General features: G+C 70.5%; 28 protein-coding genes. 13 read left to right on the forward strand and 15 right to left on the reverse strand.

Translation table 11 applies throughout. From position 1 onward, the window contains the following. Position 1 precedes the first annotated feature (1 nt). The gene (locus JJQ90_RS12085; RefSeq protein ID WP_216875726.1) at positions 2–1,555 is read right to left on the reverse strand and encodes an ABC transporter substrate-binding protein; all 1,554 of its coding nucleotides are present in this window, start codon (positions 1,553–1,555) and stop codon (positions 2–4) included. An 81-nt stretch (positions 1,556–1,636) separates the two neighbouring features. Between JJQ90_RS12085 and JJQ90_RS12090 the strand changes: the two genes are divergently transcribed. Genes JJQ90_RS12090 through JJQ90_RS12100 form a run of 3 tightly spaced genes read left to right on the forward strand, consistent with a single transcriptional unit; the run spans position 1,637 to position 5,084 of the window. After that, positions 1,637–2,485 (forward strand): GntR family transcriptional regulator, encoded by an 849-nt coding sequence (locus JJQ90_RS12090; protein WP_216875728.1) that lies wholly within the window; start codon positions 1,637–1,639, stop codon positions 2,483–2,485. Continuing rightward, on the forward strand, positions 2,485–3,768 hold the full coding sequence (locus JJQ90_RS12095; protein WP_216875730.1) for an NAD(P)/FAD-dependent oxidoreductase: 1,284 nt from the start codon (positions 2,485–2,487) through the stop codon (positions 3,766–3,768). The genes JJQ90_RS12090 and JJQ90_RS12095 overlap by 1 nt, the downstream gene beginning before the upstream one ends. Beyond that, on the forward strand, positions 3,765–5,084 hold the full coding sequence (locus JJQ90_RS12100) for an aminotransferase class III-fold pyridoxal phosphate-dependent enzyme (RefSeq protein WP_216875732.1): 1,320 nt from the start codon (positions 3,765–3,767) through the stop codon (positions 5,082–5,084). Before JJQ90_RS12095 ends, JJQ90_RS12100 begins: the two co-directional genes overlap by 4 nt. On the opposite strand, the gene JJQ90_RS12105 is transcribed toward JJQ90_RS12100, so the two are convergent. The 5 genes from JJQ90_RS12105 to JJQ90_RS12125 all read right to left on the reverse strand — a co-directional run bounded on the left by JJQ90_RS12105 (position 5,085) and on the right by JJQ90_RS12125 (position 9,570). After that, positions 5,085–6,212, reverse strand: a complete 1,128-nt coding sequence (locus tag JJQ90_RS12105; RefSeq protein ID WP_216875734.1) for a C45 family autoproteolytic acyltransferase/hydolase — start codon at positions 6,210–6,212, stop codon at positions 5,085–5,087. A gap of 453 nt (positions 6,213–6,665) precedes the next feature. Continuing rightward, complete coding sequence (locus tag JJQ90_RS12110) at positions 6,666–7,436, reverse strand: (Fe-S)-binding protein (protein WP_216875736.1); 771 nt, start codon at positions 7,434–7,436, stop codon at positions 6,666–6,668. A 10-nt stretch (positions 7,437–7,446) separates the two neighbouring features. Then, a complete protein-coding gene (dnaQ, locus tag JJQ90_RS12115) occupies positions 7,447–8,151 on the reverse strand; it encodes a DNA polymerase III subunit epsilon (protein WP_216875738.1) in 705 nt (234 codons plus the stop codon). A gap of 1 nt (position 8,152) precedes the next feature. Beyond that, positions 8,153–8,734, reverse strand: a complete 582-nt coding sequence (gene coaE / locus JJQ90_RS12120; protein WP_216875740.1) for a dephospho-CoA kinase — start codon at positions 8,732–8,734, stop codon at positions 8,153–8,155. Continuing rightward, entirely contained in the window at positions 8,731–9,570 is an 840-nt protein-coding gene (locus tag JJQ90_RS12125) for a shikimate dehydrogenase (protein WP_230410599.1), read from the reverse strand. The genes coaE and JJQ90_RS12125 overlap by 4 nt, the downstream gene beginning before the upstream one ends. Before the next feature lie 108 nt (positions 9,571–9,678). Here JJQ90_RS12125 and gshB point away from each other — a divergent pair, with 108 nt between their 5' ends. Beyond that, positions 9,679–10,629, forward strand: a complete 951-nt coding sequence (gshB, locus tag JJQ90_RS12130; protein ID WP_216875742.1) for a glutathione synthase — start codon at positions 9,679–9,681, stop codon at positions 10,627–10,629. Between the two features lie 82 nt (positions 10,630–10,711). Then, positions 10,712–11,299 (forward strand): D-Ala-D-Ala carboxypeptidase family metallohydrolase, encoded by a 588-nt coding sequence (locus tag JJQ90_RS12135; protein ID WP_216875744.1) that lies wholly within the window; start codon positions 10,712–10,714, stop codon positions 11,297–11,299. Positions 11,300–11,357: 58 nt separating this feature from the next. Here JJQ90_RS12135 and JJQ90_RS12140 read toward each other — a convergent pair whose 3' ends face one another. Further along, on the reverse strand, positions 11,358–11,627 hold the full coding sequence (locus JJQ90_RS12140) for a hypothetical protein (RefSeq protein ID WP_216875746.1): 270 nt from the start codon (positions 11,625–11,627) through the stop codon (positions 11,358–11,360). A gap of 136 nt (positions 11,628–11,763) precedes the next feature. Here JJQ90_RS12140 and metW point away from each other — a divergent pair, with 136 nt between their 5' ends. Next, positions 11,764–12,363, forward strand: a complete 600-nt coding sequence (metW, locus tag JJQ90_RS12145; RefSeq protein WP_216876299.1) for a methionine biosynthesis protein MetW — start codon at positions 11,764–11,766, stop codon at positions 12,361–12,363. Between the two features lie 43 nt (positions 12,364–12,406). Here the strand turns inward: metW and JJQ90_RS12150 are convergent, their stop codons facing one another. Further along, entirely contained in the window at positions 12,407–12,580 is a 174-nt protein-coding gene (locus JJQ90_RS12150) for a hypothetical protein (protein ID WP_216875748.1), read from the reverse strand. Positions 12,581–12,821: 241 nt separating this feature from the next. Here JJQ90_RS12150 and phbB point away from each other — a divergent pair, with 241 nt between their 5' ends. Genes phbB through yddG form a run of 4 tightly spaced genes read left to right on the forward strand, consistent with a single transcriptional unit; the run spans position 12,822 to position 15,452 of the window. Further along, on the forward strand, positions 12,822–13,544 hold the full coding sequence (gene phbB, locus JJQ90_RS12155) for an acetoacetyl-CoA reductase (protein WP_216875750.1): 723 nt from the start codon (positions 12,822–12,824) through the stop codon (positions 13,542–13,544). Between the two features lie 12 nt (positions 13,545–13,556). Further along, on the forward strand, positions 13,557–14,201 hold the full coding sequence (locus tag JJQ90_RS26970; protein WP_230410600.1) for a YciI family protein: 645 nt from the start codon (positions 13,557–13,559) through the stop codon (positions 14,199–14,201). Beyond that, complete coding sequence (locus tag JJQ90_RS12170) at positions 14,194–14,577, forward strand: carboxymuconolactone decarboxylase family protein (RefSeq protein WP_216875752.1); 384 nt, start codon at positions 14,194–14,196, stop codon at positions 14,575–14,577. The genes JJQ90_RS26970 and JJQ90_RS12170 overlap by 8 nt, the downstream gene beginning before the upstream one ends. Positions 14,578–14,603: 26 nt before the next feature. After that, complete coding sequence (yddG, locus tag JJQ90_RS12175) at positions 14,604–15,452, forward strand: aromatic amino acid exporter YddG (RefSeq protein ID WP_216875754.1); 849 nt, start codon at positions 14,604–14,606, stop codon at positions 15,450–15,452. A 65-nt stretch (positions 15,453–15,517) separates the two neighbouring features. On the opposite strand, the gene JJQ90_RS12180 is transcribed toward yddG, so the two are convergent. Continuing rightward, positions 15,518–18,109, reverse strand: coding sequence for a tetratricopeptide repeat protein (locus tag JJQ90_RS12180; RefSeq protein WP_216875756.1), 2,592 nt, complete (start codon positions 18,107–18,109; stop codon positions 15,518–15,520). Positions 18,110–18,245: 136 nt separating this feature from the next. On the opposite strand from JJQ90_RS12180, the gene rph reads away from it, so the two are divergent. Genes rph through JJQ90_RS12195 form a run of 3 tightly spaced genes read left to right on the forward strand, consistent with a single transcriptional unit; the run spans position 18,246 to position 20,346 of the window. After that, positions 18,246–18,998, forward strand: coding sequence for a ribonuclease PH (rph, locus tag JJQ90_RS12185; protein WP_216875758.1), 753 nt, complete (start codon positions 18,246–18,248; stop codon positions 18,996–18,998). Next, a complete protein-coding gene (locus JJQ90_RS12190) occupies positions 18,995–19,612 on the forward strand; it encodes a non-canonical purine NTP pyrophosphatase (protein ID WP_216875760.1) in 618 nt (205 codons plus the stop codon). Before rph ends, JJQ90_RS12190 begins: the two co-directional genes overlap by 4 nt. Further along, positions 19,609–20,346: an alpha/beta fold hydrolase gene (locus tag JJQ90_RS12195; RefSeq protein ID WP_216875762.1), complete on the forward strand. Its 738-nt coding sequence runs from the start codon at positions 19,609–19,611 to the stop codon at positions 20,344–20,346. Before JJQ90_RS12190 ends, JJQ90_RS12195 begins: the two co-directional genes overlap by 4 nt. On the opposite strand, the gene JJQ90_RS12200 is transcribed toward JJQ90_RS12195, so the two are convergent. The 6 genes from JJQ90_RS12200 to hemH all read right to left on the reverse strand — a co-directional run bounded on the left by JJQ90_RS12200 (position 20,325) and on the right by hemH (position 25,543). Beyond that, on the reverse strand, positions 20,325–21,074 hold the full coding sequence (locus JJQ90_RS12200) for a GNAT family N-acetyltransferase (RefSeq protein WP_216875764.1): 750 nt from the start codon (positions 21,072–21,074) through the stop codon (positions 20,325–20,327). The two genes, JJQ90_RS12195 and JJQ90_RS12200, sit on opposite strands and share 22 nt — an antisense overlap. Continuing rightward, positions 21,071–21,640, reverse strand: a complete 570-nt coding sequence (locus JJQ90_RS12205; RefSeq protein ID WP_216875766.1) for an HD domain-containing protein — start codon at positions 21,638–21,640, stop codon at positions 21,071–21,073. The genes JJQ90_RS12200 and JJQ90_RS12205 overlap by 4 nt, the downstream gene beginning before the upstream one ends. A gap of 63 nt (positions 21,641–21,703) precedes the next feature. Next, positions 21,704–22,978, reverse strand: a complete 1,275-nt coding sequence (gene rho / locus JJQ90_RS12210; RefSeq protein WP_216834699.1) for a transcription termination factor Rho — start codon at positions 22,976–22,978, stop codon at positions 21,704–21,706. 302 nt (positions 22,979–23,280) lie between these two features. Further along, positions 23,281–23,733: a protoporphyrinogen oxidase HemJ gene (hemJ, locus tag JJQ90_RS12215; protein ID WP_216875768.1), complete on the reverse strand. Its 453-nt coding sequence runs from the start codon at positions 23,731–23,733 to the stop codon at positions 23,281–23,283. Then, positions 23,730–24,407, reverse strand: coding sequence for an HAD family hydrolase (locus tag JJQ90_RS12220; protein ID WP_216875770.1), 678 nt, complete (start codon positions 24,405–24,407; stop codon positions 23,730–23,732). The genes hemJ and JJQ90_RS12220 overlap by 4 nt, the downstream gene beginning before the upstream one ends. Next, the gene (gene hemH, locus JJQ90_RS12225; RefSeq protein WP_216875772.1) at positions 24,404–25,543 is read right to left on the reverse strand and encodes a ferrochelatase; all 1,140 of its coding nucleotides are present in this window, start codon (positions 25,541–25,543) and stop codon (positions 24,404–24,406) included. Before hemH ends, JJQ90_RS12220 begins: the two co-directional genes overlap by 4 nt. Positions 25,544–25,560 lie beyond the last annotated feature (17 nt).

Raw genomic sequence — 25,560 nt, forward strand, 5'->3', positions numbered from 1 at the left:
CTCAGCGCTGCACCCGCACGCCCCAGGCCCGCGGCGCATCCACCGCCCAGCTGCGGTAGCCCTGCACAGAGGCGGGCGTGACCGCATGCGTCACGGAGGAATAGAGCGCCACGACGGGCACATCCTCCATCAATTGCCGGAACATCGCCTCGAAGATCGCGCGGCGGCGGGCGGGGTCCGTCTCGCGCATCGAGGCGTCCAGCATCGCCTGCACCTCGGGGTTGTCCCAGGCCTTGCGCGGCTGGGTTGCCTTGGGGCCGGTGAACATCTCGAAGGAGAGCGAGGGATCGAGCCGGGCGGAGAAGCCGAAGGCCATCATCTGGTAGTCACCACGGGTGTAGCGCTGCAACTGCGTGGCCCATTCGATGACCTCCAGCTCGAGATTGATGCCGGCATCGCGCAGCATGTCCTGCGCCAGAACGGCGATCTCGTAGAAGGCCTCGTAGCGCCGGGTGGTGACGATGCGGATGGGCTGGCCGCGATAGCCCGCTTCCTGCGCCAGGCGCCGCGCCGCGGCGAGGTCCCGCGCAGGCACCTCCGACATCGCCGGCGTGTGGAAGCCCGACCCCACCGGGATCGGTGCGCGCGCGGGGCGGGAGCTGCCCTCGGTGACCGCGCGCACCAGCTCCGGCACGTCCAGGGCCAGGGCGATGGCGCGGCGCATCCGCACGTCGCGCAGCAGCGGGTCGGTCGTCTGCATCAGGATGATCTGCAGATCGAAGGACGGCGAGGAATGCACGCTCATCCCGGGCCGTGCGCGCAGATCCGGCAGGTCGCGCGTGCGGGCATCGGGCAGCACGTCGATGTTGCCGGCGAGCAGCGCCGCGCGGGCTGCGGCGTCGTCGGGGATGATGGTGAAGCGCACGCGGTCCACCATCGGCGTCTTGTTGCCGGCCAGGCCATCGGGTTCGCCGGACAGGGCGGCGTATTCGGCGAAGCGCTCCAGCTCCACGAACTGGCCGCGGCGCCATTCGCCCAGGCGGAAGGGACCGGTGCCGACGGGCGCGCGCCAGCTTCCATCGGGGTTCAGGCTGTCGCGGTGGAAGATGCCGGCCTGGCCGCAGTCGGGCCGGGCCAGCATGGTGAGGAACAGCGCGGATGGCTGTTCGAGGCGCATCACCACCGTGTGCGGATCGGGTGTTTCGACGGCGGTCAGGCGCGTGACGGCGCTGTCGAGGTCGCCGCGGCAGCGCCAGTTGGTCTCGCGCTTGCGGTAGCGTTCCATGGCGAAGGCGACATCGGCCGCGGTCAGCGGCTGGCCGTTGTGGAAGCGCACGTTGCGACGCAGCGGGAAGGTGTAGGTCAGGCCGTCCGCGGAGATGTCCACCCGCTCGGCCAGCATGGGCGCGATGGTGGCGTCGCCGCGCAGCGCGACCAGACCCTCCAGCACATGCCACACCAGGCCGTCGGTGTTGGCGTCGCGGTTCACGCCGGGGTCGGTCGAGCGGATGTCCGCGTTGAGGCGGATGCGCAGGGCCTCCTGCGCGCCGGCGGGGGCGGCCATGGACAGGCCCAGGCTGGCGGCGATCGCCAGGATTGATGCGCGCAGACGCATGATCCGAAATCCCTCTGGTGAAGCCTGCTTGGTTCTTCATTTGCAGAAAATACCAGAATGGGCGTAAACACAAGCGCGATGATGTCGACCCCCCTCCTGCACCACGAACTGGCCCGCGCCGCGCGGGCGCTTTGGCTGGCCGAAGCCACGCCGCCTGGCACGCCGGTGACCGAGGCCGCGCTGGCCGCGCGCCTGTCCGTCTCGCGCACGCCCTTGCGCGCCGCGCTGCGCCTGCTGGAACAGGCGGGCATCACCGCGCGCCACGGCCGGGCCATGGTGGTGGCGGACCCCACCCGCGACCTGCCGGAGGACACCGCCCGCGACCCGGCCGAAACTCTCGCCACCGAGATCGTCCGTGCCCATGCCGAAGGCGCGCTGCAGGGCCCGCTGCGGGAGGCTGACCTCATGCGCCAGCTCGACCAGCCGCGCGGCGTGGTCTCCCGCGCGCTCGGGCGGTTGGAGAAGCTCGGCGTGGTGGCGCGCAACCCGGCCCAGGGCTGGCATTTCGCCCCCGGCCTGACCAGCGCCGAGGACTGCGCGGCGGCGCAGCGCTTCCGGCTGGTGCTGGAGCCGGCGGCCCTGCTGGAGCCGGGCTATCGCCTCGACCCCGGCTTCGCACGAGCCATGCGCGCCAGCCATGAGGCGGTGCTCGCCCGGCCCTGGCACGACCGGCACGCGATGGGCTTCTTCGAGATGAATGCGGCCTTCCATACGGGCCTGGCAGCCGGCAGCGGCAACCGCTTCTTCGTGGATGCCGTGGAGGCACAAAACCGCCTGCGCGCGCTGCGCAACACGGATTGGCGCTTCGGCGCCGAGCGCGCTCATGCCTCCTGCCGCGAGCATCTGCGCGTGCTGGATGCGCTGGAATCCGGCAACCCGCCCCGCGCCGCCGCCCTGCTGGTGGAACACCTGGTGAGCGCCGGGCCGTGATGGCGCAAAACCCCCTGTGGGAGGCGACCGCCGAACCCGCCCCCGCGCTGGCACCGCTGGAAGGTGCCGCGGAGGCCGAGGTCGCCATCATCGGCGCCGGCTTCTCCGGCCTGTCCACGGCCCTGGCGCTGGCCGAGCGCGGCGTGGCGGTGACGGTGCTGGAGGCCCAGGCCCCTGGCGCCGGCGCCTCGGGCGCCAGTGGCGGCCAGGTGATCCCGGGCCTGCGTCACTTCGCGACGGACCTCATCGCCGAATATGGCGAGGTGCTGGGCCGTCGCCTGCACGCGCACGGCGCGCGAGACGCGGATGCCACCTTCGCGCTGATCGAACGCCTCGGCATTGCCTGCGAGGCCACGCGCAACGGCTGGCTGCAGGTGGCCGACAGCGCCGCGGAACGCGCCGCCTGCGTGCAGCGCGCACGGGCCCGGGCCGATTGGGGCGCGCCCGCTCGCGCGCTGGATGCCGAGGAGGTGCGCGCGATCACGGGCGCGGAGGGCTATCTGGGCGGCTGGATGGATTTGCGCGGCGGCACGGTGCAGCCGCTGTCTTTGGCGCGCGGCCTGGCGCGGGCGGCGCTGGCGGCGGGCGCGCGCATCCATGCGCCGGCGCGCGTCACCGCCATCGCGCCGGAGGGGCGGGACTGGCGCCTTTCCACCGCCACGGGCCATCTGCGCGCGCGCCGCGTGCTGCTGGCCACCAACGCCACGGGTGGCGCGCTGTGGCCGGGGCTTGCCGCGACCATGATCCCGGTCTGGTCCTTCCAGACCGCCACGGCGCCGCTGCCCGAAGGCAGCCCTGTGCTGCCGGGCCACCAGGCGGTGTCGGACACACGGCGCGTGCTGCGCTATTGGCGGCGCGATGCGGCAGGGCGGCTGGTGGTTGGCGGCAAGGGCACGCTGCGTGCGCCGCGCGGCCCGCAGTCCTTCACCGTGCCGGAGCGCATGCGCGCGCGGCTCTATCCCGGCCTGCCCGATGTGGCGCCCGAATACTGGTGGGGCGGCCAGGTGGCCGTCACGCTGGACCGGCTGCCGCGGCTGTTCGCGCTGGCCGAGGGCGTCTTCGCCACCGTGCAATGCAACGGCAAGGGCGTGGGCTGGTGCACCGCCTCCGGCCCCGCCTTCGCCGATCTGCTGACGGGCGAGGACCCGCGCGACCTGCCGCTGCCACCCGTGACGCCCCTGCGCCCCATCCCCCTTCACCCGCTGCGCACGCTGTATGCCATGGCCGGATCGCTCTGGTTCCGCACACGCGATGCGCTCGACCGCGCGAGGCCTGCCCCATGAACCGGATCCGCAACGCGCCCGAGCCCGAGGAGGGCTTCTGGCTGCCCTTCACCGCCATGCGCGCCTTCCACGACGCGCCCGTGCTGTTCGAGCGCGCGGAGGGCATGCACTACATCACCCCCGAAGGGCAGCGCGTGCTGGACATGATGGCGGGGCTGTGGTGCGTGAACGCCGGCCACGCGCATCCGCGGGTGACGGCGGCCATCCGCGAGGCGGCGGGCAAGCTGGATTTCGTCTCCTCCTTCCGCATGTCGCACCCGGGCGCCTTCACCTTCGCCCGCCGCCTGCTGGATGCGGTGCCGATGATGGGGCGGGTGTTCTTCTCCAACTCGGGGTCGGAGGCGGTGGACACCGCGCTGAAGATCGCGCGCGCCTATCACCGCGCCCGCGGCGATGCGGGGCGGACGAAGTTCATCGGCCGCGCCAAATCCTATCACGGCGTGGGTTTCGGCGGGCTGTCGGTGGGCGGCATCGCGCGGCACAAGCGCGACTTCGGGCCGCTGCTGGCCGATGTGTTCCACATGCCGCTGCCGCATGACCCGGCGCAGCGTTTCCTCACGGCGCGACCCGTGCAGGACGCCCGCTGGATGGCGGCATTGGAAGACATCCTGCTCGTGCAGGACCCGAGCACGGTGGCCGCCATCATCGTGGAGCCGGTGACCGGTTCGGGCGGCGTCTACCCGCCGCCCATCGGCTACCTGGAGGGGCTGCGCGCCATCTGCGACCGGCACGGCATCCTGCTCATCTTCGACGAGGTCATCACCGGCTTCGGCCGCCTGGGCGCCTGCACCGCGGCGGAGGCGCTGGGCGTCACCCCCGACATCATGACCATGGCCAAGGGCCTGACCAATGGCGCCGTGCCGATGGGCGCCACGCTGGTGACGCCCCCGGTGTTCGAGGCCTTCATGGCGCATCCGCGCGGCGCGCCGGAGTTCATGCACGGCTACACCTATTCGGCGCATCCGCTGGCCTGCGCGGCCGGCCTGGCGACGCTCGACGCCTATCAGCAGGAGGGGATGTTCGAGGCCTCTGCCCGCATCGCCGCGCCCTTCCGCGCCGCGCTGCTGGCGCTGCGGGACGCGCCGCATGTGGTGGATGTGCGCTGCTGCGGGCTGCTGGGCGCGGTGGACCTGGCGCCCCGCGCCGAGGCTCCCGGTGCCCGTGGCGCCGCGGTGGCGGATCATTGCCTGGCCGCCGGCGTGCTGGTGCGCGCGGCGGGGGACATGATGGTGCTCTCGCCGCCGCTGGTGGTCAGCGAGGCGCAGGTCGAGGAGACAGTGGCGGCGCTGCGTCGCGCGCTGGCCGCCGTGGAATGACTACCCCGCAGCCCGCGCCGCCGGCGCGAGGCTGTAGCTGGTGAAGTGCCGGTTCAGCGCGGGCAGGGGCGCGATCTCCATGTGTCCCGCCGCCGGCCGCATCAGGATCATCGCGACCGTGGCGGAGAGATTGCCGCCGAGGTTCATCCGTGGTGGGCGGCAGACCGACCAGGGCGACTGCCAGTCGTCGAACAGGGCCGCGCGCAGGTCGTCCAAGGTGAGCCGGCCGCGCTTCGCCGCGAGCGCCGCCATCACGCGCCGGTCTCGATAGACGCTGTCCGGCGTGGTGGCGATGCCGGTGTCGCGCAGCTTGGACAGTGCCACGGGCGAGCGCCAGTTGTTGGCATGCACCAGCACGCCGCCCTCGGCTTCCAGAAGGAAGCTCTCATCGGGCGCGCATTCGATATCGAGCGCCCAGCCCGATCCGTGCGAGAGCATCACATTGTTCGAGGCTGATTTCGGCGTGGCGTAGATGGTCCGCACCGCCAGCGCCACATGCGCCTGCTCCAGCACCTTGCGCCGCAGCAGCGAAAGCGGAATGCCCTCGGTCCGGTAGTCGCGGTCGCTCTCCAGGTAGTTCGCCGTGATGGCGATGCCCGCCGCGTTCAGTCCCGCGCGCGAAAGGCCGCCCGCTTCCACGAAGGTGAGGATGTCCGGCCCGTCCTCGCGCCGGATGCGCAGCACCACGCCGGTCTCGGCGCATTCGCTTTTCCAGTCCCAGTTCTGGCCATGCAGCAGCGCGCCATCGGCCGTGGCCTCGGGCAGCAGGATGGCGCCGGTGCAGCCGTCGGGGTCCGCCTCCGGCAGCAGGCCGCGCTTGGCGAGCTGCAGGATCTCGGTGCGGCAGTTGAGCAGCATCACATCCTCGAACGCCACCGCCGCCCCATGGGCGATGCCGCGCATCTCGGCCACGTAGTCCGCGTCGAAATTCTCCACGCGCGGCACGAAGGCGCGGGCCATGCGATGGATCTTCCCCGCATCGAGCCCGCCCGCCGAAAGCTGCGCGTGGTAGTGGCCGATGCTCCGGCGCACCCGCGCCGCCGCCTGGCGGCCATAGGAGAGGCCGCGGGCCTCGGCCCTGCCCGAGATTTCGTAAAGTGGGAACGGCGGCGGGACGGGCTGATTCATGGTTTTCCCTCGCAAACAAATACCGGCGCAGCCTCGCATGAGCCGCCAAGCCAGGCCAGACCGTCTTCCGCCTTCGGGCCTCGCACCCAGCCCTGTGGCGGGCCTGGGTGGCACAAGAGAAGTGGCCTTCGCTGATCCGAGGGCTTTGACGGAATGACCGCGACCCGGAGCCGTTTCGAAACGCCCTCAATCTTGTCAGATTGCCGGCCGGCGGCGGACTTCTCCCACCCGAACCACGACGCCGCGGCCCGCGCGAGCGTCGGAACCGCTCCTACGACCGTCGTAAAAGGAGTTGGCGGGAGGTGCCGCTGTCGTGCTGTCCGCCATGACGACCGCTTCGGCCAACCACCACCATCAGGTCGTGCCCCAGGCGATGCCGACCTGCGGCCGTGGGGCGGCGTGATCTGAAGGCGATGTCGGAGCGCCACATGATCCCGGAAGGACTCGTAGACCCTACCCCTTCACCATCCCGATCGGTGCCACATCCTCCGTGACGCCGGCCAGCACCTCGGCCACGTGCCGCACCTGCACGGGCGAACCCTCCCGCGCCAGTTTGCCGGCCATGTTCAGCAGGCAGCCGAGGTCGCCGGCCAGCAAGGTGTCGGCGCCGGTCGCGGTGATGTCCTTGGTCTTGTCGCCGACCATGCGGGTCGAGATGTCGGGGTACTTCACGCAAAAGGTGCCGCCAAAGCCGCAGCACAGCTCGCTGTCGCCCATCTCCCGCAAAGCCAGCCCGGCGACGGTCCCCAGCAGCTTGCGCGGCTGCGCCTTCACGCCGAGCTCGCGCAGGCCGGAGCAACTGTCGTGATAGGTCGCGATGCTGTCGAAGCGCGCCTCCACCTGCGTCAGGGCGCGCACATCGGTCAGGAAGGAGATCAGCTCATGCGTCTTGGCGGCCAGCGCCTCCGCCTTGCCGCGGTAATGCGGGTCGTCGGCGAAGAGGCCGGGGAAGTGATGGCTGATCATCCCGGCGCAGGACCCGGAAGGCGCCACGACATAGTCAAACGCCAAAAATTCATCGACCACGGCGCGGGCCAGTTCGATGGCCGTGGCGCGGTCGCCGGAATTATAGGCGGGCTGGCCGCAGCAGGTCTGGCCTTCCGGCACCACCACCTGGCAGCCCGCCTGCTCCAGCAGTTTGATCGCGGCGAAGCCGACCGATGGGCGGTAGAGGTCCACCAGGCAGGTGACGAACAGCGCGACGCGGGGGCGGGTCTGGCTCATGTGGCGAAGCCTAGGCCAAGCCGGCCGGCGCTGCGAGGGTGGACCAGAGGGGGTCCTTCAGCTTCTTCGCGACGAATTCGGCATGCGCCGCCAGTTCCGCCTCACTGACCACGATCGGGCGCGGCGTCCGGATCACCGGCGCCACCACCAAGGCGCCCATGGGCAGGGGCCGGGCGGGGCGGGCGGCCAGTTCGAAGCCGGGCTGCTTGCCGCCCATCAGCTCCAGATAGACTTCCGCCAGCAGCTTCACGTCGAGCAGCGCATTATGCGCCGTCCGCATGGAATTATCGACGCCGAGGCGCCGGCACAGCGCGTCCAGGCTGTTCGGCAGGCCCGGATAGCGCCGCTTGGCCACCGCCAGGCTGTCGACCATCCGCGTCCGGTCCAGCTTCGGGAAGCCCGCGCGCACCAGCTCGGCATCCAGGAAGCCGAAGTCGAAGGGCGCGTTATGGGCGATGATCTCGGAGTCACCCAGGAAATCCAGCATGCCGCCGGCGATGTCGCGGAACAGCGGCTTGCCGCGCAGCATCTCCGCCGTCATCCCGTGGACGCGGGTCGCTTCCTCCGGAATGTCGCGCTCCGGATCGACAAGCTGGTGGTAGGTCGCGCCGGTCGGCATGAAGTTGAAGATCTCGATGGCCGCCACCTCGATCACCCGGTCGCCGGAGGCGGGGTCGAGGCCGGTGGTCTCGGTATCCAGCACGATCTGGCGCATGTCAGAGGCTCCGGACCAGCGCGCGGATCTGGCGCTGGGCGTGGTGGCGGGTCAGGCCGGTATGGATGACATGATCCGCCATCCGACGCTTGCGGGCATCCGGCATCTGCCGGGCGAGGATGGCGGCCAGCCGGTCCGGCGTCATGCCGCCGCGGCGCAGCACCCGGGCGCGCTGCACGGCGGCAGGGGCGGAAACGACAACCACGAGGTCCACGCGATGCTGGCCGCCGGTTTCCAGCAGCAGCGGCACGTCGAGCACGGCCAGCGCCTCCCCCCGCCTGCGGCAGGCGGCCAGGAAGGCGCGTTCGGCGCGGCGCACCAGCGGGTGCATGATCGCCTCCAGCCGCTTCAACGCGGCGGGGTCGCCGAGGACGCGGGCGCGCAGCGCCTCCCGGCTCACCCGCCCATCCCGCGTGGTGCCGGGAAAGGCGGCCTCGATCGGGGCGACGGCGGCGCCGCCCCGGCCTTGCAGGGCATGCACGGCGGCATCGGCGTCGAAGACCGGCACGCGCAGCCGCCGGAAGGTGTTGGAGGCCGTGGACTTGCCCATGCCGATGCTGCCGGTCAGGCCGATGACCTTCATCGCAGCAGGTCGTGGGCGACGAAGGCGCGCAGCTCGGCATCCACGGTCGGGGCCACGCCGAACCACTGGTGAAAACCGGGCCGCGCCTGGTGCAGCAGCATGCCGAGCCCATCCACCGCCCGCAGCCCGCGCGCCCGCGCCTGGGCCAGAAGCGCGGTTTCCAGCGGCGCATAGACCATGTCCGCAACCACCGCATGGCCGGGCAGCGGTGCCAGGTCGATCTCCAAGGGCGGCTCCCCCATCATGCCGAGCGAGGTGCCGTTCACCAGCAGGGCGGCGCCTTCCAGCCGGGGCTGGTCGGTGACCTCCACCGGCCCGCCAAGGTCCCGCGCCAGGGCCTCCGCCCGTGCCAAGGTTCGGTTGACGAGCACCAGCCTGGGGCAGCCGGCATCGAGCAGGGCCGCGGCCACTGACCGCACCGCCCCGCCGGCCCCCAGGATCACCGCCGGCCCGTCCGTCGCCTGCCAGCCCGGCGCCTGCTCGCGGATGGATTCGAGAAAGCCGTAGCCATCCGTGCTGGTGCCCTCGATCCGCCCATCCTCGCGGAAGAACAGCGTGTTCACCGACCCCGCCCGCTGCCCCACCGCATCCACGCTGTCGCACAGCGCATAGGCCGCTTCCTTGTGCGGGATCGTCACATTCGCCCCCGAAAAACCCAGTCGGGACAGGGCGATGACGGCCTCCCGAAAATGCTCCGGCCGCACCGGCAGCGGCAGATAGGCGCCGTCGATGCCGTGCCGCGCCAGCCAGAAGCCGTGCAGGCGGGGGGAGCGGGAATGCGCCACGGGCCAGCCCAGCACGCCCGCCTTGCGGGCCTTTCCGGAAAGGATGTTCATGCCGCCTGAAGTGCCCCGCCCCTGCCGCGCCGGTCAATGCCGGCGCCCCCTCTTTCAACCTGCGCCCGGCAATGCCACAGGAAGGCTCGAAAGCGGAGAACCACCCCCATGGCGCGCAGCCTCAAGGTCGCGGTCCAGATGGACCCCATCGCCTCCATCAATATCGACGGCGACAGCACCTTTGCCATGATGCTGGAAGCGCAATCGCGCGGCCATGCCCTGTGGCACTATCATGTCCGGGACCTGGCGCTGCTGGGCGGCCGGGTGCTGGCCCAGGCGCAGCCGGTGGAGGTGCGCCGGGTGAAGGGCGACCACTTCACCCTGGGCGCGGTGGAGGAGCTGGATCTGGGTGAGGTCGACGTGGTGCTGATGCGCCAGGACCCGCCCTTCGACATGGCCTATATCACCGCCACCCATATCCTGGAGCATATCCACCCGAAGACCCTGGTGGTGAACGACCCGGCCAGCGTGCGCAACGCGCCCGAAAAGCTGTTCGTCACCCACTTCCCGGAACTGATGCCGGAGACGCTGGTGACGGCGGATGTCGGCCAGATCCGGAAATTCCGGGAGAAGCACGGCGACATCATCATCAAGCCGCTGTTCGGCAATGGCGGCGCCGGCGTCTTCCACCTGCGCCCCGAAGACCCGAACATGAATGCGCTGGTGGAAATGTTCACCGAGCGGTCGCGGGAGCCGCTGGTGATCCAGAAATACGTCCCCGCGGTGCGGGAGGGTGACAAGCGCATCATCCTGGTCGATGGCGTCGCCATGGGCGCCATCAACCGCGTGCCGGCGAAGGGCGAGGCCCGGTCCAACATGCATGTCGGCGGCAAGGCCACCCAGACCGTCATGACGGACCGCGAGAAGGAAATCTGCGCCGCCATCGGGCCGGAATTGAAGGCACGCGGCATGATCTTCGTCGGCATCGACGTGATCGGCGGCTATCTGACGGAGATCAACGTCACCTCCCCCACCGGCCTGCAGGAGATCGCCCGCTTCGACGGCATCCACCTTGAGCGGGCGCTGTGGGATGCGATCGAGGCGAAGGTTTCGCCCTGACACAAATGACACATGGCCGCGACGCGGGGTGAAATCGCCGCGTCACCTCCCGCACCCATCCTGGGGGCGGGAGGACAAGGCGATGTCGGACTACAAGACCAAGTTCGCCGCCCGCATCGACGCGGTCGGGCTGAAATACTTCAAGGCATCCGAGCTGCTGGCCCGGACTTCATCCAAGAACAAGTTCGGCACCGCCAACAGCACGCCGCCGGAGCGGCTGTGGGACAACATCATCCCCACCATCATCGTGCTGGACGCGCTGCGCGAACATCTCGGCAAGTCCATCAGCCTGCAAAGCGTCTATCGCAGCGAGGCCTATAACCAGGCCTCCACCGACAAGACCCAGGGCTATGCCGGCCGGGCCAAGACCAGCCAGCACATGGCCTTCACCGCCATCGACTTCATCGTCTCCGGCATGGCCTGCACCGAGGTGGAGAAGGTGCTTCAGGAATGGAGCAATTCCGGCAGGATGTTCCATGCCCCGGTCATGTTCGAACGCAAGGCGGAGAAGGTCTCGGCCGGCACCATCCCCTTCGGGGAGTTGCCGCGCACCTTCCGGATGTGGCCCTTCGGCGTGTGGTTTGCCCTCAAGGGCTACATCCATGCCTACCCGTCCGAGAACTTCACCCATATCGACACCCGCGGGATCACCAGCAAGATGTCGGAATGACAAACCCGTCTCCGATCGTTTCGGCTTGCGGCGACGCGGCGCCATCTGACTCGATGGGTCATGGCTGGTGCTTTGCGGAGCACGGATGACCGCACAATTTTCGGGGCGATGCGGAGGCGCTTTTCGTCGATGCGGAGACGGTGCGCGCGCGCCGCCGGACCTTGCCGCGCGGCACCCGCACGCCGAGGCGATCGGCGTCAACGGCGGCCTGTCGCTCCCGAATGGGGAAGTTGACGTTCCACCCCTGAACGACGCCCGCAGCGCCGCCCTCTTTCACATCGGTCGAGATTGCCGGGGGCAAGCGGAAGGCGCGGAACGGCCAGGCCATTGCCCGCGCTGCGACGGGATCGCTGCCGGCGCCCGTAATTCCCACACGGCCCGCCTTGCTGTAGATATGGACCCGTCAGTCACCCGAGGGGATGCGCGTGCCGGACGCCATGGAAGTGCGGTTCGTCGCCAAGAACATGCGGCTCGATCTCCGCCTGATCGCGGAGATGGTGGAGCCCGGCGCGCGGGTGCTGGATATCGGCTGCGGCGACGGCCTGCTGATCGAGCATCTGACGCGGGAGAAGCGGGCCGATGCCCGTGGCATCGAGATCGACATGGCCGAGGCGACGGAAGCGGTGGCGGCCGGCCTTCCGGTGATCCATGGTGACGCCGATAGCGACCTGGAATTCTACCCCGACGGGGCCTTCGATTACGTGGTCCTGTCCCGCACGCTTCAGGCCGTGGAACGGCCCCGGGAGGTTTTGCGCCAGATGCTGCGCATCGGGGAGCGGGCCATCGTCTCCTTCCCCAATTTCGGCCACTGGCAGTTGCGCATGCGCCTGCTGCTGACCGGGCGGATGCCGGACAACGAGACCTGGGACCGCCCCTGGTACGAAACGCCCAATATCCACCCCTGCACCATCCGCGACTTCTTCGAGCTCTGCCGGATGGAGAATTATGTGGTGGAGCGCTGGCTGGCTGTGGATGAGAGGGGGTTGCGCTCCCCCTGGAAGCGCTCTCCATGGCTCGCCAACCTGTTTGGCGAACAGGCGCTGTTCCTGCTGCGCCGGCGCTAGCCAGGCGCCGCGCAGCCAAGCCGGCGCGGAGGCGCCGAAAGCATCAGTTCACGCGCGCGCCCTGCGGCAGCGTCTGGCCCGGCATCATCTCCGCCGCCAGGGCGGCATGGCGTGCCGCGGCGTCGGCGCCGAGGCGGCGGCATTCGGCCTCGACATAGGCCAGCAGCAGAAGAAGGGCGTTGCGATCCGTGGTGTCGGCGGGCTTCGGGCTGGGCATCTCTGGGCGTCCTGGCGCGAGGGGGAATGTTCTCGGTCACCTCTTACAGACAGCTTATGCCCGAATTATCACGTATTCGTGAAGTGTAAAAATGCACGCCCCTCCTCAACCGCAAGGCACGGCCGATCGGGAATTGCGCGTCTGCCGCAGCCGGGCGAGGATGCCCCACGCGCGATCTGCCTCAAGAAGGCCGCGAGCGCGGCGGCCGGATGAACCGCGACAAACAGGGAAGGATGCCAGCATGGCACGGGTGGCTTTGGTGACAGGCGGGCAGCGGGGCATCGGCGCCGCGATCAGTGAGACCTTGAAGGCGGCGGGCCGGCAGGTTGTCGCCTCCTATGCCGGGAATGACGCGGCCGCGCAGGCTTTCACCGAGAGCACGGGCATTCCCTGCTACAAGTTCGATGTCGGTGATTTCGACGCCTGCCTCGCCGCCGTGGCGAAGATCGAGGCGGAGGTCGGCCCGATCGAGGTGCTGGTGAACAATGCCGGCATCACCCGCGACGCGATGATGCGCAAGCTGACGCGGCAGATGTGGGATGACGTGATCGATACCAACCTCGGCTCCTGCTACAACATGTGCAAGGCGGTCTGGGACGGCATGTCGGCGCGGAAATTCGGCCGCATCGTCAATATCGGCTCGATCAACGGCCAGGCCGGGCAGCTCGGCCAGGTGAACTATGCCGCCGCCAAGTCCGGCATCCATGGCTTCACCAAGGCGCTGGCCCTGGAAGGCGCCCGCAACCAGATCACCGTGAACGCCGTGGCCCCCGGCTATGTGGACACGGAAATGGTGCGCGCCGTGCCGCCGGACGTGCTGGAGAAGATCATCGCCCGCATCCCGCGCGGCCGGCTCGGCACCGCGCAGGACATCGCCCGCGGCGTCGCCTTCCTGACCGCCGATGATGCGGACTTCGTCACCGGCTCCACGCTGTCGATCAATGGCGGCCAGCACATGTATTGAGGGGTCGCCGCGATGACCCATGCGATCCTGGCCTGGGACGGCACGGATGCGGAAGCGCCCGCCCGCCGTGCCGCCGCCCGCGCCGCCCATGTCGCCTTCATCACGGCGGAGGCGGCGGCCGGACGGCTGCTGCTCGGCCTGCCGCTGCATGACGAGGCGGGGCGCAGCCTCGGTTCGCTGATGCTGGTGGCGGGCGATGCGGCGGCGAAGGATGCCTATCTCGCCGCCGAGCCCTTCGCCACTTCGGGCGTCTGGCGCAAGGTGGAGGCGTATCCCTTCGGCATCGCGCCGCTGCCCTACCGGCCCTGGCCCGCGCCGGATGCCCCGGCCCCCGGCGGCCGCACCCATTCCGTGCTGATCGGCTGGGACGGCACCGACGCTGCCGCGCTGGACCGGCGCATGGCGGTGCGGCCGGCGCATTTCGCGCGGGTGAAGCCGATGGCCGCGGATGGCACGCTGCTGTTCGGCGGCGCCATCCTCGATGCGCCCGGCGGCCGCATGATCGGCTCCATCGCCGCGACGAACCACACCAGCCATGCGGCCGCCCGCGCCTGGGTGGAGGCCGACCCTTATTTCACCGGCGATGTCTGGCGCGACATTTCCGTCCATGCGACCGCCTTCCGCGCTTTGCCCTACGCGCCGTTGCCCCATGGCTGAGGATTTCGCCCCGGAGGCCCTGCCCGAGGTTCTGGCCGTGTTCGAGGAGATCAAGGCGGCGCGCGGCGTGGCCGACGTCAACAACTTCTGGAAATCGCTCGCCGTCGATCCGGTGCTGCTGCGGCGGACCTGGGAGAGCCTTTCCGCCGTCATGGCGCCGGGCGCGCTGGACCCGCTGGTGAAGGAGATGCTGTACCTCGCCGCCTCCATGACCAGTGGCTGCGCCTATTGCACCGCCAGCCACACCGCCGCGGCGCGGGCCAAGGGCATGACGCCGGCGCAGTATGGCGAGCTGCTGGCCGTGGTCGGCATGGCGGCCGAGACCAACCGGCTGGCGGAAGCCTTGCGGGTGCCGATCGACCCGCAGTTCCAGTGAGGCGCGGCGCGGCGTAGAAGCGCGCCATGTCTCCCGCCACGATTGCCGGCTGCGGCGCGCTCGCGCTCTGGGCCTTTCTCGCGCTGCTGTCCCGGCTGGCCGCCGGGCTGCCGCCGCTGCAACTCACCGCCATGGGCTTTGCCGTGGGCGGGCTGGTAGGGCTGGCGGTGGTGGCGGCGCGGGGCGGGCTGGGGGCGCTGCGGCCGCCGCCGATTGCCTGGCTGCACGGGGTGGGCGGGCTGTTCGGCTATCACGCGCTGTATTTCATCGCGCTGGCCCTCGCCCCGGCGGTGGAGGCCAATCTCATCAACTATCTATGGCCGCTGCTGATCGTGCTGCTTTCCGCGCCGCTGCGTGGGTTGCGGCTGGGGCCGGCGCGGCTGGCCGGGGTGGGGCTGGGCTTCCTGGGCTGCGCGCTGCTGGTCGGGACGGGGGCCAGTTTTCCGCCGGAGGCGATTCCAGGCTTCCTGGCGGCGCTGGGCTGCGCCGTGGTCTGGGCGGTCTATTCCGTCACCTCCGGCACCCGGCGGCTGGCGACGGTGCCGACCGAGGCGGTGGCCGGCTTCTGCCTCGGCACCGCGGCCCTGGCGGTGCTGGCGCATCTGGCCTTCGAGGCGACGGTGCTCCCGGATGCGCGGCAGGCCGTGGCCGTGCTGCTGCTGGGGCTGGGGCCGGTGGGCGCGGCCTTCTTCCTGTGGGATGTCGGGATGAAGCGCGGCGACCCCCGGCTGCTCGGCACCCTGGCCTATGCGGTGCCGGTCACCTCCACCCTGCTGCTGATCCTGGCCGGCGAGGGCGCCTTCACGGCCAAGGTGGTGCTGGCGACGCTGATGGTGACAGGCGGCGGCTTCATCGCGGCCCGGGCCAGGGCGTGACGGTCGGAAGAAAGGGCGGCGGCGCTGGTGCCGGAGTTTGCGCATGAGGATGGGACAAGCGGGGGTTAGTCGGGGAGGGCGGCGAGGCGGGCGAGGAGGCGATCGCGGAGGGTGGTGGCTGTGCCGATGTCGTAGTCGGCGCCTGCGCGGTGGTATTCCTCCAGGGCGTCCTCGACATGGCGCAGAGCGGCCGACCAGTGGCCGCGCGGTGCTTCCCGCTCGCCGAAGGCTTCTTCGGCCAGGGCCAAGTTTTCCATGGTCAGTGCCCAGAGGTAGGGCAGGCCTGTGCGGGTCCTCTCCTCCAAGGCGAGGCGATAGGCGGCCACCGCCTCCTCCAGCCGCGCCGTCCCGCTCTCTCGCCCCCCGAGCGTGGCGAGCGCATTGCCGAGGTTGTTCTGCGTCGTCGCCCAGTCGAGCGGCAGGCGGTCGCGGGTCCACTCCTGCAAGGCGAGGCGATAGGCCGCGACCGCCTCCTCCAGCCGCGCTGTCCCGCTCTCACGCGCCCCGAGCGTGGCGAGCGCATTGCCAAGGTTGTTCTGCGTCGTCGCCCAGTCGAGCGGCACGCGGTCGCGGGTCCACTCCTGCAAGGCGAGGCGATAGGCCGCCACCGCCTCCTCCAGCCGCGCCGTCCCGCTCTCACGCGCCCCGAGCGTCCGGAGCGCACTGCCGAGGTTGTTCTGCGTCGTCGCCCAGTCGAGCGGCACGCGGTCGCGGGTCCGTTCCTCCAAGGCGAGGCGATAGGCTGCCACCGCCTCCTCCAGCCGCGCCGTCCCGTTCTCACGCGCCCCGAGCGCGGCGAGCGCAGTGCCGAGGTTGCTCTGCGTCGTCGCCCAGTTGAGCGGTACGCGGTCGCGGCCCCTCTCCTCCAAGGCGAGGCGATAGGCCGCCACCGCCTCCTCCAGCCGCGCCGTCCCGCTCTCACGCTCCCCGAGCGCGGCGAGCGCAGTGCCGAGGTTGTTCTGCGTCGTCGCCCAGTTGAGCGGCACGCGGTCGCGGGTCCACTCCTCCAAGGCGAGGCGATAGGCCGCCACCGCCTCCTCCAGCCGCGCCGTCCCGCTCTCACGCGCCCCAAGCGTTTGGAGCGCATTGCCGAGGTTGTTCTGTGTCATCGCCCAGTCGAGCGGCACGCGGTCGCGGGTCGACTCCTCCAAGGCGAGGCGATAGGCCGCCACCGCCTCCTCCAGCCGCGCCGTCCCGCTCTCACGCTCCCCGAGCGTGGCGAGCGCATTGCCGAGCAGATTGCCGGCAACGCCCCGTTCATCGGGCGTTGCGGCGATGGCACGCATCCGCGCGGCCAGGGCAGCGGCAACTTCCAGGGAGAAGTTGACGCCCTTCGCGGTACCTTCTTCGTACAAGGCATCCCATCGCGCCTGGAAAGCCGCCGTCCAGGCAGGTCGCTCCGCATTGTCCAGGGCCACCAGGGCCTCGATGCGGCGCGCGATGGCGGTGGCGTCCCGTCGCAGCGTGTCCTGAGCCATGCCGGCTTCCAACAGGCTGGCGCGGGAGCGTCGGAAGGAATCGCGTTGCTCCGCCTCCCGCCGATCCAACTCCGCCAGCCCGTCATCCACCGTCCTGGCCGCCGCGTCGAAGGCGCCGTCGCGGGTCTGGCGCGCCACCTGCGCCAGCACCTGGTCCACGAAGGCATCCTCGTTGGAGGCCCGCTCCCCACGCCGGATCGTCGCCAGGGCAATGTCCACCGCCTGGTCCAGTGCGGCGATGGCCTGGTCGAGATCGGGCGCGTCCTCGTTCCGCAGACGCTTCGCCAGGGCCAGGATGGTCCGGCGCTCAAGCCCTTCCTCCTGCGCCCGCGCAACATGACCTCGCGCCTCCATTGCGGCCATGAGCTGCTCGACGATCTCGGCCGGCAGCCGCTGCTGGTCGTGTCGGAGTTCCTCCATGTTCCGACGCGTGGCCGCGGTGTCGGCGGCGATCTGCGGAAGGGCGCGCAGTGCCGCCGCATCGCCCGCCAGCGCATCCAGCACGGTGCCCATCCTGGCGCTGTCGTCGCGCAGGGCGGCGAGGCGCGAGATGTCGAAGGCGATCTTGACCCGTGGCCGTTCCTTCAGCGCCTCCCGCACCAATTCACGGAAAACGTCACGCCAGCCAGGGATCGATTCTGTCTGACCCATGAAGCGGGCGCGGAACTCGGCGGGCAGGTCTGGCACGCCGGCGGCGAGTTCGGCCCAGGCCGCAGCCTCGACCTCCGCGATCCGTTGGCGGGCGGCGGCGCTCGGGTCGCCGCTGCGCAGCAGGCCATCCAGGGCGCGTTCCATCTTCTCCACCAGCGTCTCGTTCGCCCGCACCGTCATGCGCGGGCAGAGGCCGATCTGGTCGCGCAGCCAGTCATGCGTGGCCTTGATGAAGGGTGGTGGGGCTGTGCCGCGCTGGTCGAAGCGGTCGGTTTCGTCCGCGATCTCGTAGGCGCGCAGGATCAGCAGGGTGCTGGTGAGTTGCAGCAGCCGCAGCGTGCGTTCCAGGTCATGGTTGGTGGGCACGCCGCCCGTGTAGCCGCGGACCCTGTCGGCGACTTCCTCCATCACCTCGGAGACGCGCCGGCCGAACAGGGCGGCCAGCGCCGAATCCACGGCGCCGGCCACTTCCTTAGCCGCCTCGATCCCCAGTGCCCCGAAGATCGCACCGAATATCGGCACCGCCATCGGCTGCCCTCCTTCACAGCCGAGGCTACCTTTCCGACTCCGTTCTGTCCCACTGATCTGGCGGACTCCCGAAAAAAGGAGGGGGCGCGGGGGAGTTCACTCCCCCGTCTTCATCCCCCGTGATACGCAGCGCCCCATGATCGATTTCCCCGCCGGCTTCAAAGCCCCCTTCGTCCGTCCCTCTGGCCGTGTCGCCGATGCGATGCGGGAGGTGACTTTCACCCCTGGCGCCGCGCGGCATGCGGAGGGGTCCTGCCTCATCCGCTTCGGCCTGACGGAGGTGCTCTGCACCGCCAGTGTGGAAAGCCGGGTGCCGCCCTTCCTGCGCAACACCGGCCAGGGCTGGGTCACGGCGGAGTACGGCATGCTGCCGCGCGCCACCCATACGCGCGGGGACCGGGAGGCGGCGCGGGGCAAGCAGTCCGGCCGGACGCAGGAGATCCAGCGGCTGATCGGGCGGTCCTTGCGCGCCGTGACGGATCTGAAGGCGATGGGGGAGATGTCGATCACCCTCGACTGCGATGTGCTGACGGCGGATGGCGGCACGCGCTGCGCCTCCATCACCGGGGCCTGGGTGGCCCTGCATCTGGCCTTCCAGCATTGCGTGAAGATGAATGTGCTGAAGACGATTCCGCTGCGCGACCATGTCGCCGCGATTTCCTGCGGCATCTGGCAGGGCACGCCGGTGCTGGACCTCGATTATGAGGAGGACAGCAAGGCGGAGACGGACGGCAATTTCGTCATGACCGGCTCGGGCGGCGTGGTGGAGGTGCAGGCGACGGCGGAGGGTGCGCCGTTCAGCGAGGAGGAATTGCTGAAGCTGATGGGCCTGGCCCGCGCCGGCACCACCAAACTGTTCGAGATGCAGAAGGCGGCGATCCGCGGATGATTTTTCGGCGGCGGCTGACGGACACCCGGATCGTGCTGGCCTCGCACAATGCGGGGAAGGTGCGGGAGAATGCGGCGCTGCTGGCGCCGCATGGCATCGCGATCGTCAGCGCCAAGGAGCTTGGGCTGCCGGAGCCGGAGGAGACGGAGGATACGTTCCTCGGCAATGCCACCATCAAGGCTCTGGCTGCCGCCAGGGCCTCGGGGATGGTGGCGCTGGCCGATGACAGCGGGTTTTCCGTCGCCGCTTTGGATGGCGCGCCGGGCGTGCGGACGGCCGATTGGGCGGAGACGCCCGCCGGCCGCGATTATGCGATGGCCATGGCCAAGGTCGAGAAACTGGCGCGGCATGCGCCGGACCGGCGGGCCTGGTTCTCCTGCGCCCTGGTCCTCGCCTGGCCGGATGGACACACGGAGGGTTTTCTCGGCGAGGCGCATGGCGCCTGGATCTGGCCGCCGCGCGGCGGCAACGGCTTCGGCTACGACCCGATGTTCGTCCCCGATGGCATGGCCGAGACTTTTGGCGAGATGACCGCCGAGGCCAAGCACGCCATCAGCCACCGCGCCGCCGCCTTCCGGCTGCTGGCCGAGGCCTGCCTGCCGCCGCCCGCATGATCCGCGCGGCCCTGCTGCTTCTGCTGCTGGGCTGGCCGGCGAGGGCGGAGGAGGCCGGGCCGCTGCGGACGGAAGCCGGCGTGCTGGCGCGGGATGCGGCGGCCACCGGCGCGCTGGTCTGGCTGCATCCGCACTACACCGAGGGTCAGCCCCCCGCGGCGCCGGCCTGGACGGCGCGGCTGGTGGCGGCGGGCTGGGACCTGTGGCGCTACGATCGCGCGGGCGGGCGGGATCCGTTGGAGGCCGGCGCGGCCGGGCTTGCGGCGGGCAGCGCGGCGCTGCGGGCGCGCGGCTATCACCGCGTGGTGTTGGTCGGCGAAAGCCGCGGCGCCTTCATCGCCCTGCTCGCGCTGCGACAGGCCGGGCTGGCGGATGCGGTGGTGCTGGCTGCGCCGGCCGCGCATGGCACCCGGCCGGAGCGACGGCCGCAGGCGCTGGCGGATTTCCGGGGCGCACTGGAGAAGGCCGCCGTGGCACCCGGACAGCGCCTGGCGCTGCTGCTGTTCCGGGACGATGCCTATGATCCCGACCCGGATGCGCGGGCCGCGGCCTTTCGCGCGGCGGTGGCACGGGGCGGCGCGGAGGCTCTGCTGATCGACCGGCCCGCCGCGCCAACCGGGCATGGCGGGGTGCAGGAGGCGGATTTCGACCGGCTGTTCGGCGCCTGCCTCGCCGCTTTCCTGGATTTTTCCCGGACCCCGCCCTGGGCCGCTCAGCCCCGTTTCAGCCAATAGACGTAGCGATACTGCTCCCGCAGGCCGAGGCCGGCATTCATGGCGAGCGAGGCGGCATTGGCGCAGGAGACCTGGGCATAGGCCCAGTCCGCGCCCTGGCCCGCGGCCCAGGCGCCGGCGGCGGCCATGACGCGCTGGCCGAGGCCACGGCGGCGGAATTCCGGCCGCACCGCCAGGTCGAACAGCCCGGCGCAGCGGCCCTGGGCGGTGACGAAGGCGCTGGCGGCGGCCTGGCCGTCCACCATCAGCAGAACCCAGGCGGCGGGCACGCCGAGCAACTCCGCCATGCGGGCCTTCTCGGCGCGGCGGGCCTCCGACTGGTGCTCGGCGGTGGCGACCACCTCCATCCAGTCGGGCTCGGGGCCGGACAGGATGCGGGCGTCCGGGTCGGAGCGGGCGAAGCCGGCCAGCGGGCCGGTGATGACCTGGCTTTCGTCATGCGCGGTATAGCCGCGCGCCTGCAGCAGCCCGGCCAGCCCCTCGGGGTCCAGCGCGGTGGAGCGGAAGCGGCAGACCTGGCCGGCGGATGCGTAGAACGCCTCGATCCGGGCGATGCGGGCGGGCAGTTCGGGGTCCGGGCCCGGGTCCAGCCCGCAGGCGGCATTGGCGCGGCCGGTGCCGCCCAGGAAGCGGCGCACCACGAAGGGGCCGTCGAAGGCCAGGATCGGGGCGGGCACGGCGGAAAGGGTGGCCTGCTCGATCTCGAGCAATGTGGGCGGCGCGGTCATGCCTCGGCGGCCAGCCTTGCCATGGCGTCGCGATAGGTGGCGTCGAACAGCGCGTCCAGCCCCGGATTGGCGCCCTTCAGCCCGGCGGCGACGCGCCCGGCCCAGCCGACATATTCCACGCGGCGGGCATGGTCCCAGCCCGAGGGCGGGCTGGCGGCGATGGCACGCAGGTTGGATATCTTGTCCGCCAGCTTCAGCATCTTCGCCCCGGGCGTGCGGCTGAGCGCGTGGCGCACCTGCAAGGCCTTGCGGGATTCCTTGGGCAGGGATTTGTCATCCGTCGCCTCCGCCACCAGGCCGGCGACCGTCTCGCCGAACTCGGCGACCAGGCGGGCATGGGTGATGGGGTCGGGGTCGGTGTCGCTGTCCTCCACCGTGTCGTGCAGCAGCGCGGCGAGGATCGCCTCCTCCGGCGCGCCATGTTCGGCCAGAAGCTGCGCCACCTCGATCACGTGGTTCACATAGGGCTCGGCGGCGGCGCCCTTGCGGCGATGGCCGGCATGGACGCGGGCGGCGAAGGCGGCGGCGCGCAGCAGGCGGGCGATGGGCGTGTCTTCGGCTGGCATGGCGCGTGCGCGCTTGTCCTTGGGTAGGGGCAGGGCGCCGCGGCATCCGCGGCGCCCGCCGGGTCAGGTGTTCATCGCGTCGAAGAAGTCCTGGTTGGTCTTGCTGTACTTCAGCTTGTCCAGCAGGAATTCCATCGAATCCTGGGTGCCCATCGGGTTCAGGATGCGGCGCAGGACCCACATCTTCGAAAGGGTCGCGCGATCCACCAGCAATTCTTCCTTGCGGGTGCCCGACTTGGTGATGTCGATCGCCGGGAAGGTGCGCTTGTCGGAGAGCTTGCGGTCGAGGATGAGCTCGGAGTTACCGGTGCCCTTGAACTCCTCGAAGATCACCTCGTCCATGCGGCTGCCGGTGTCGATCAGCGCGGTGGCGATGATGGTGAGGCTGCCGCCTTCCTCGATGTTGCGCGCCGCGCCGAAGAAGCGCTTCGGGCGCTGCAGGGCGTTGGCGTCCACGCCGCCGGTCAGCACCTTGCCCGAGGACGGCACGACGGAGTTGTAGGCGCGGCCGAGGCGGGTGATGCTGTCCAGCAGGATCACCACGTCCCGCTTGTGCTCGACCAGGCGCTTGGCCTTCTCGAGCACCATCTCGGTGACCTGCACGTGGCGGGTGGCCGGCTCGTCGAAGGTGGAGGCCACCACTTCGCCGCGCACGGTGCGGGCCATGTCGGTGACTTCCTCGGGGCGCTCGTCGATCAGCAGGACGATGAGGAAGACGTCGGGGTGGTTCGCCGTGATGGACTTGGCGATGTTCTGCAGCATCACCGTCTTGCCGGTGCGCGGCGGTGCCACGACCAGGGCCCGCTGGCCCATGCCGATGGGGGCCACCAGGTCGATGATGCGGTGGGTGTAGTCCTTGGTCGGACCCTTCGCCACGGCCTCGGCCTCGGGGTTTTCCATCTTCAGGCGCCGTGTGGGGTACAGCGGCGTCAGGTTGTCGAAGTTGATGCGGTGCTTGAGCGCCTCGGGCGGCTCGAAATTGATGGTGTCGACCTTCAGAAGGGCGAAGTAGCGCTCCCCATCCTTCGGCGCCCGGATCTGGCCTTCCACCGTGTCGCCGGTGCGCAGGCCGAAGCGGCGCACCTGGGCGGGGGAGACGTAGATGTCGTCGGGGCCGGGCAGGAAGTTGGCCTGCGGGCTCCGCAGGAAGCCGAAGCCGTCCGGCAGGATTTCCAGCGTGCCGTCGCCGTAGATGGCCTGCTCGTTCTCCGCGAGCGTCTTCAGGATCGCGAACATGATGTCCTGCTTGCGCAGCGACGACGCGTTCTCGACCTGAAGGGACTCCGCGAAGGCGAGGAGGTCGGCCGGGGACTTGGCCTTGAGTTCGGATAGATGCATGTGCGGACGCGTCCGTCGTGCGCGAGGAAGGGGGCCTGGGGTCTCGGTCTGGCCCTCTGCCGCCGCCGCTGCGCGTGGCGGGGTGAAGGCCATTCCCGCGCCGCGATCCCGTTGCACGGGCTGGGTTGCGGCGACCAGGAGAAGTCTGAGGAGAGGAGGGACCAGCTACGCCGCAGAACGCGACGCTACGCCGATTTGTCGGAACGACGCCATGACCCTATGGGCCACAGCCTGCACCGTCAATCCGCACATGGCGGTTTTTGGCGGGCTTTGCAAGCCGGGTCGCCCTGAAGGCGCGGCCGTCAGAACGGCTTCACGATCACCATGATGACGATGACGATCATCAGCAGCGTCGGCGCCTCGTTCCAATAGCGCCAGGCGCGTTCCGTGCGCGGGCGGCCATCGGCCTCGAAACGCTTGCGGGCGGCGCCCAGCATGCCGTGGAAGCCGGACATCAGCAGTACGGCCGTCAGCTTCATGTGCCACCAGCCGGCGGTCCAATCCACCACGCCCGGGGTCAGCACCAGCGCCAGGCCGAGCACCCAGGTGGCGATCATCGCCGGGTTCATGATGGCCTTCAGCAGGCGGCGCTCCATCACCTTGAACAGCTCCGACCGCGGATCGCCGACCGGGGTCTGGAAATGGTAGATATACAGGCGCGGCAGGTAGAACAGCCCGGCCATCCAGGCGATCACCGCGATCAGGTGCAGCGCCTTGGTCCAGGGATAGAGCGGTGCCAGCAGGTCGAGCGTCATGCCGCCAGCTCCAGCCCCAGCAGCCCGGGCAAATCCGCCATGTCGAAGAACGGCTCGGCGCCCACGGCGCGTAGCGCGGCGGGGTCGCCGGAATGGGCGAAGCCGAGCACGCGGCAGCCGGCGGCACGGCCGGCGCGGCTGCCGGTGACGCTGTCCTCCACCACCACGCAGCGATGCGGATCGGCGCCGCAGGCCGCCGCCGCCGCGCGGTACATGTCCGGCGCCGGCTTGGGCTGGGCCACGTCGTCATAGGAGAAGGTGCGGCCCCGGAAGGTCGCGGCGAGGCCCAGCCGGCGCAGTTTGGTGGCCAGTTCGGCGCGGGAGGAGTTGCTGGCCACCGCCACCGGAATGCCGGCGGCGACAATGGCCTGGACGGCCGCGAGGGCGCCGGGGATCGCCGGCACCTCCTGCTCCAGCGACAGCAGCACGCGGCGCACGATGCCCTCGACGAAGTCGCCCGGCACGCTGTCCGGGCCCAGCCGCGCCTCGATCAGCGGCACGATGCCGCGCCAGGACAGGCCGATGAAGCGGCGTTCCGCCTCCGCCGCGTCCATCTCCCAGCCCAGCTCGGTGATGGCCTGGGCGACGACCTGGTTGTGCATCGCCTCGCTATCGGCCAGCACGCCGTCGCAATCGAACAGCACCGCCTGCGGGCGGGCGATGGGCGGGCTCATGCCGGGACCTTGGCGCGGCCGCCGGTGTTCACGTTCCGCAGCAGCACATGGGAGCAATCACCGAAGCGGTTCGGGCATTGCCGGGGGCCGGCGAAGGAGCACAGCGGCCGGTCCTGGCGGCGCGCATGGCGCACCAGCGCGGCCAGGGCGGCGATGAAGCCGGGGTCGGAATTCTGGGCCGGCGCCCGGAAATAGCCGGGCACGCCGAGCTTTTCGGCTTCCTCCCGGTATTCCACGTCGAGTTCGACCAGGGTTTCGGAATGCTCCGCGGTGAAGGCGATCGGCACCACCAGCACCGCCACCTTGTCATGCGCCGCCCGCTCCAGCTCCACCTCGGTGGAGGGGGAGATCCACTTCTGGGGCGTGACGCGGGACTGGTAGCAGACGACGTGGTCGAGGCCCGGCAGGTCGAGCCGCTCCACCACCCGCTCCACCGTCTGCTCGACCTGCCACTGATAGGGGTCGCCGGCTTCCACGATGGTCTCGGGCAGGCCATGGGCACTGAACAACACGCGGAGCGGAATGGCCGGGTCCAGCTCCGCCCGCGCCTTGTCCCAGGCTTCGCGCACCTGCCGCGCGGTGGCGGCGGAGAAGTCGGGGAAGGAGTGGAAGCAGCAGAGCGTGGTGGTCGGCGCCACCAGCCCGGCGCGCTTCGCAGCCTTCTCCCAGGCAATGGCGCTGCTGCCCGTGGTGGTGGTGGAGAATTGCGGATAGAGCGGCAGCAGCAGCACTTCCTCCGCGCCCCAGGCCTTCACCGCGGCGGCGGTCTCGTCGCTCATCGGGTGCCAGTAGCGCATGGCGACGAAGCACTTGGCCTCGACATCGCCATCGGTATTCAGCACCGCCTCCAGAGCCTCGCCCTGGGCGATGGTCAGTTCCAGCAGCGGCGATTTGCCGCCCAGGATCGCGTAGTTCTCGGTGGCCGGCTTGGTCCGGCGATAGGCGATCAGCCGGCCGAGCAATGGGCGGATGAAGCCCGGCACGCGCAGGATCGCCGGGTCCGTGAACAGGTTGACCAGGAAGGGCCGGATGCTCTCCGGCTTGTCCGGCCCGCCGAGGTTGAGCAGCACGACCGCGAGCCGTTTCCGGCTGGCAGGGGCGGCGGGGAACGGCACGGTCGGGGCGTTGGATTGCATCACCGTCCGGACATGCC

This window comes from Falsiroseomonas oleicola, assembly GCF_019029495.1.
Classification (GTDB): Bacteria; Pseudomonadota; Alphaproteobacteria; order Acetobacterales; family Acetobacteraceae; genus Falsiroseomonas; species Falsiroseomonas oleicola.

Coding starts and splice junctions, on each gene's coding strand:
- JJQ90_RS12095 (WP_216875730.1), top strand. CDS start 2,485: ATGGCGCAAAACCCCCTGTGGGAGGCGACCGCCGAACCCGCCCCCGCG.
- dnaQ (WP_216875738.1), bottom strand. CDS start 8,151: ATGCGCCAGATCGTGCTGGATACCGAGACCACCGGCCTCGACCCCGCC.
- JJQ90_RS12125 (WP_230410599.1), bottom strand. CDS start 9,570: ATGAACATCCTTTCCGGAAAGGCCCGCAAGGCGGGCGTGCTGGGCTGG.
- yddG (WP_216875754.1), top strand. CDS start 14,604: ATGTCTCCCGCCACGATTGCCGGCTGCGGCGCGCTCGCGCTCTGGGCC.
- JJQ90_RS12110 (WP_216875736.1), bottom strand. CDS start 7,436: ATGAGCCAGACCCGCCCCCGCGTCGCGCTGTTCGTCACCTGCCTGGTG.
- JJQ90_RS12135 (WP_216875744.1), top strand. CDS start 10,712: ATGTCGGACTACAAGACCAAGTTCGCCGCCCGCATCGACGCGGTCGGG.
- JJQ90_RS12090 (WP_216875728.1), top strand. CDS start 1,637: ATGTCGACCCCCCTCCTGCACCACGAACTGGCCCGCGCCGCGCGGGCG.
- JJQ90_RS12170 (WP_216875752.1), top strand. CDS start 14,194: ATGGCTGAGGATTTCGCCCCGGAGGCCCTGCCCGAGGTTCTGGCCGTG.
- coaE (WP_216875740.1), bottom strand. CDS start 8,734: ATGAAGGTCATCGGCCTGACCGGCAGCATCGGCATGGGCAAGTCCACG.
- JJQ90_RS12220 (WP_216875770.1), bottom strand. CDS start 24,407: ATGAGCCCGCCCATCGCCCGCCCGCAGGCGGTGCTGTTCGATTGCGAC.
- JJQ90_RS12105 (WP_216875734.1), bottom strand. CDS start 6,212: ATGAATCAGCCCGTCCCGCCGCCGTTCCCACTTTACGAAATCTCGGGC.
- JJQ90_RS12190 (WP_216875760.1), top strand. CDS start 18,995: ATGATTTTTCGGCGGCGGCTGACGGACACCCGGATCGTGCTGGCCTCG.
- rho (WP_216834699.1), bottom strand. CDS start 22,978: ATGCATCTATCCGAACTCAAGGCCAAGTCCCCGGCCGACCTCCTCGCC.
- JJQ90_RS12195 (WP_216875762.1), top strand. CDS start 19,609: ATGATCCGCGCGGCCCTGCTGCTTCTGCTGCTGGGCTGGCCGGCGAGG.
- rph (WP_216875758.1), top strand. CDS start 18,246: ATGATCGATTTCCCCGCCGGCTTCAAAGCCCCCTTCGTCCGTCCCTCT.
- metW (WP_216876299.1), top strand. CDS start 11,764: ATGCGGCTCGATCTCCGCCTGATCGCGGAGATGGTGGAGCCCGGCGCG.
- JJQ90_RS26970 (WP_230410600.1), top strand. CDS start 13,557: ATGACCCATGCGATCCTGGCCTGGGACGGCACGGATGCGGAAGCGCCC.
- JJQ90_RS12205 (WP_216875766.1), bottom strand. CDS start 21,640: ATGCCAGCCGAAGACACGCCCATCGCCCGCCTGCTGCGCGCCGCCGCC.
- hemJ (WP_216875768.1), bottom strand. CDS start 23,733: ATGACGCTCGACCTGCTGGCACCGCTCTATCCCTGGACCAAGGCGCTG.
- JJQ90_RS12140 (WP_216875746.1), bottom strand. CDS start 11,627: ATGGCCTGGCCGTTCCGCGCCTTCCGCTTGCCCCCGGCAATCTCGACC.
- phbB (WP_216875750.1), top strand. CDS start 12,822: ATGGCACGGGTGGCTTTGGTGACAGGCGGGCAGCGGGGCATCGGCGCC.
- JJQ90_RS12180 (WP_216875756.1), bottom strand. CDS start 18,109: ATGGCGGTGCCGATATTCGGTGCGATCTTCGGGGCACTGGGGATCGAG.
- JJQ90_RS12100 (WP_216875732.1), top strand. CDS start 3,765: ATGAACCGGATCCGCAACGCGCCCGAGCCCGAGGAGGGCTTCTGGCTG.
- JJQ90_RS12200 (WP_216875764.1), bottom strand. CDS start 21,074: ATGACCGCGCCGCCCACATTGCTCGAGATCGAGCAGGCCACCCTTTCC.
- JJQ90_RS12085 (WP_216875726.1), bottom strand. CDS start 1,555: ATGCGTCTGCGCGCATCAATCCTGGCGATCGCCGCCAGCCTGGGCCTG.
- gshB (WP_216875742.1), top strand. CDS start 9,679: ATGGCGCGCAGCCTCAAGGTCGCGGTCCAGATGGACCCCATCGCCTCC.
- hemH (WP_216875772.1), bottom strand. CDS start 25,543: ATGCAATCCAACGCCCCGACCGTGCCGTTCCCCGCCGCCCCTGCCAGC.
- JJQ90_RS12150 (WP_216875748.1), bottom strand. CDS start 12,580: ATGCCCAGCCCGAAGCCCGCCGACACCACGGATCGCAACGCCCTTCTT.